The sequence below is a fragment of the Nocardiopsis lucentensis DSM 44048 genome (assembly GCF_000341125.1).
GTDB lineage: Bacteria > Actinomycetota > Actinomycetes > Streptosporangiales > Streptosporangiaceae > Nocardiopsis > Nocardiopsis lucentensis.
Map to the genome: position 1 here is coordinate 1 of NZ_ANBC01000814.1, position 3,740 is coordinate 3,740.

General features: G+C 71.7%; 4 protein-coding genes. 2 read left to right on the top strand and 2 right to left on the bottom strand.

What is annotated here, in order from left to right:
• The coding region (locus D471_RS36675) for a purine-cytosine permease family protein (protein ID WP_017601751.1) at nt 1-1,177 on the bottom strand (1,177 nt) is incomplete at its 3' end.
• A 95-nt stretch (nt 1,178-1,272) separates the two neighbouring features.
• On the opposite strand from D471_RS36675, the gene D471_RS0128385 reads away from it, so the two are divergent.
• Nucleotides 1,273-1,956: a TetR/AcrR family transcriptional regulator gene (locus D471_RS0128385; RefSeq protein WP_017601752.1), complete on the top strand. Its 684-nt coding sequence runs from the start codon at nt 1,273-1,275 to the stop codon at nt 1,954-1,956.
• Between the two features lie 94 nt (nt 1,957-2,050).
• Complete coding sequence (locus tag D471_RS0128390) at nt 2,051-2,671, top strand: maleylpyruvate isomerase family mycothiol-dependent enzyme (RefSeq protein WP_017601753.1); 621 nt, start codon at nt 2,051-2,053, stop codon at nt 2,669-2,671.
• A gap of 21 nt (nt 2,672-2,692) precedes the next feature.
• Here the strand turns inward: D471_RS0128390 and D471_RS0128395 are convergent.
• Nucleotides 2,693-3,740 (bottom strand): glycoside hydrolase family 10 protein (locus D471_RS0128395; protein ID WP_017601754.1); only part of this gene is annotated, 1,048 nt, incomplete at its 5' end.

A 3,740-nucleotide genomic window follows, 5' to 3' on the forward strand; every position in this document is an offset into this window, starting at 1 on the left:
CGTAGCGGGCCCGGCGCAGGGCGGCGTCGGTGAGGAACACACCCGCCCAGGGCGTGAAGACCACGACCATGACCGACAGCAGGGACAGCACGGCCGCGGTGAAGTCGACGACGAACAGCGCGACCGCCGACCCGGTGGTGACCAGGACGACCTGGATCAGCACGGTTCGGGCCCGCTTCAGCGGCACGCCGAGGACCTGCAGGTTCAGCCCCGAGGAGTAGAGGGTCATGATCGTGTTGGTGACCGATCCGCCCACCACGACCAGCAGGAACGGGATCTGGAACCACACCGGCAGCATGCCCGCGACGGCCTCGACGGGGTCGGTGTCCCCGCCGATCCCGACCCTGGTGGCCGCGGCGATGCCGATGACGCCCAGCACGACCGAGGGCAGCATCGCGCCCAGCCCGGTGGCCAGGGTGATGCCGCGCGCGCGGCTGTCGGCGGGCAGGTAGCGGGTGAAGTCGGCGCAGATGGCGATGTAGGACAGGGCCCCGCCGGAGACGGCGACGACCAGACCCAGGCTCCACGCCCACGGACGGGGCTCCGTCGAGGCGGTGACGGAGAGGTCGGCCTGGGGTAGTACCAGGGCGCCCAGGACGACCGTGCACACGACCAGACCCACACCCAGCCAGCGCTGCATGACCTCGACGGTGGCGTGTCCCCAGACGGCGACACTGGCGGTGCACACGATCATCAGGACCAGGCCGATGACGCGGACCGCCGCGCCGTCGCCCAGCCCGACGGTGTCGGCCAGGACGGTCAGGGCCAGGACCCCGACGACCGTGTTGAGGATGATGTAGCCGATGCTGACGAGCCAGTTGAGCACGGCGACCGGGTAGTTGCCCCACCGGCCGAACGAGGCGCGGGCGACGACCAGGGTGGGCGAGCCGGTGCGGGCGCCGGTGATCGAGGCGGCTCCGACGGCGAAGAAGGCCAGGTTGCCGATGAGGAAGATCGCGGTCGCCTCCCAGAAGGAGAGGCCGAAACCGACCACGAGGGCGCCGTTGATGACGAACGTGAAGGTCAGGTTGGCGCCGAACCACACCCAGAAGAGTTCGCGCGGGCCGCCGTGGCGGTCGCTGTGCGGGATGCGGTCGGCGCCGTGGGTCTCGACCTGGAAGACCTCGTCCGTGGCCACTCCCGTGCTCGGCGGGCGGATGCCGTGGGGGTCGGGCATGTGCACTCCTCGGTTCCTGACTTTAAAATCAATATAACTGATCCTAAAGTCAGGGTGAGCTGCGACACAAGCGGCTGATGGTAAAGAATGGCGCCATGACCTCCAGCGACAGCCGAACCCGCATCCTGGACGCCGCCGTCGAACTCATCGCCAGGGACGGATACGACGGCGTCCGTCTGGCCGAGATCGCCCGGCACGCCAGATCGTCCACGGCCCTGATCCACTACCACTTCGCCACGCGCACCCAGCTGTTGGCCGCGGCCATCACCCACTCGCTGGACCGCGAACACACACGCGTCGCCGACCTGGCCGACGACGTCGGGCGCACCTCACCGCCCGAGCGCGTCGCCGACCTGGTCGACTTCTGGCTGCCACTCACCGCGGACGACGTGCGCGAATGGATGCTGTGGTCGGAACTGGAGGGCCGCGCCGTGCGCTCGACCGACCTGGCCACGGCGCTGACCGGTCTGTACGCCCGGATGCGCGCGCCCTTCGCCGCGGCGGTCCGAGACGGCGTCGCGACGGGGGTCTTCGGTTCCTGCGATCCGGAGGAGGCCGCCACCGCGGCCCACGCGCTGCTGGGCGGACTGGCCGTGCGCCTCCTGGCCCGGGACCCGGGGCTGACCGTCCCGGCGGCGCGCGAACTGGCCGGACGGCACGTGGCGCTGGCCATCGGCTACGCGGACCGCCTGCCCTTCGCCGACCGCGAGGTTCCCGAGTACGTGCCCGACGCCGGCATCGAGCCCGCGCCGCCCCGCCGCAGGGCCACCCGCGCCTGACGGCGCTCAGGAGGCGGTCCGGTGCGGGGCCCGTCGGCGAAGGACCCGGTTCGGGGACGGCCGTCCGTCGGTGCGTCCGCGTAGCGTTGCGGTCATGAACCCTCTCTGGCGGGCGGCGCACGACGAGCGGGCGGCCCTGGCGGCGGACCTGACCGGGCTCGCCGACGAGCAGTGGCGGGTCCCGTCCCTGTGCGCGGGGCTGAGCGTGCGTGAGGTCCTCGCACACATGACCGCGGGCGCCAGCCTGAACCCCGTGCGGTGGATGACGGGTGTGATCCGCTGCCGGTTCGACTTCGACAAGCAGGTGGCGATGCGTCTGGCCGAACACCTGGGCCGGACACCGGAGGAGACCCTGGAGGGGTTTCGCGCGGTCGTCACGAGCACGACCTCGCCGCCGGGGCCGACGGCGGCCTGGCTCGGCGAGGTGGTCGTGCACTCCGAGGACATCCGCCGGCCCCTGGGGATCAGGCGATCCCACCCGATCGACGTCCTCACCCGCGTGGCCGACTACTACCGGGGCACCGACCTGGTGGTCGTCGCCCAAAAGCGCGTCCGCGGACTGCGCCTGGCCGCGACGGACGGACCGTTCGCCGCCGGTGAGGGGCCGCTGGTGTCGGGTCCGACCCTGGCGCTCATCATGGCCATGACCGGGCGCGGGACGTTCTGCGACGACCTCACCGGCGACGGGGTCGGGCTGCTGCGCGAACGCTGCTGACCCCGGTCGGTCGGCGGCCGCTCAGGGCAGGCGGCGCGGGTTGCTCGGCTGACTCTCATGGTGCAGACGGTCGAGCGCGGTCACGAGGTAGGTGTGCTCGCCGCCGCCCGGCACGGTCAGGACCGTCTCCCGGCCGCCCGAGGCGCGCACGGTGGTGACCATCGAGCGCGGGTCCGTCAGGAGGCACGGGTCCGGTCTGTGGCCGTCGTGCCCGTCGAAGGCGTAGACCGCGTAGTAGGCGGGAGCCTGGCCGCGACCGGCGCGGACGGTCAGGCGGACCTCGCCGTCGGTCTCCCCGGCGCCGACCAGCATCGGCCGTCCGGGTGCTTCGCCGCCCCGGCCCGGCGTCACCGGCACGAGGGCCGGACGGGCGTAGTGTTCCCGGGCGAGGACGGCCATGGCGTCGGCCGCGTTGGTGCGCAGCGAGGTGGCGCTGAAGTAGACGTCGCCGTGCACCCCGGAACGCTCCCGGTTCAGCTCCACGTGCCGGGCGAGTTCGCGCGGATCCGACCACGAGCCGTCGTTGCCGACCTTGTAGGCGGCCTGGCCGATGTACAGGTGGGTGCCGGTGCCCGCGGTGACCTCCTCCCACCAGGGGACCAGTACCGCGTAGTCGGCGATCGGCAGCCCGATCTCCCAGTAGACCTGCGGGTTGACGTAGTCGAGCCACCCCTCGCGGACCCATCTGCGGCTGTCGGCGTAGATGGCGTCGTAGGACTGGAACCCCCGGGTGTCGGAGCCGTCCGGGTCGCTGGAGGAGTTGCGCCAGATCCCGAACGGGCTGATGCCGAACCGCACGTGCGGCTTGACGGCGTGCACCGCCTCGCCCATCTCCTGGACCAGGCGGTTGACGTTGTCGCGCCGCCAGTCGCCGACGTCGTCGAACGCGCCGCCGTGCTCAGCGAAGGTGTCCTGGTCCGGGATGGCTTCGCCGGACACCGGATAGGGGTAGAAGTAGTCGTCGAAGTGCACACCGTCCAGGTCGTAGTTCTCGACCGCGTGCGTCATCGCCCGGATCACGAACTCGCGCACCTCGGGAACGCCCGGGTCGTAGTAGAGGCGGCCGCCG

What these genes read in the sequence shown, in the direction of transcription:
- D471_RS0128385 (WP_017601752.1), top strand. Translation starts at nt 1,273, where the DNA reads ATGACCTCCAGCGACAGCCGAACCCGCATCCTGGACGCCGCCGTCGAA.
- D471_RS0128390 (WP_017601753.1), top strand. Translation starts at nt 2,051, where the DNA reads ATGAACCCTCTCTGGCGGGCGGCGCACGACGAGCGGGCGGCCCTGGCG.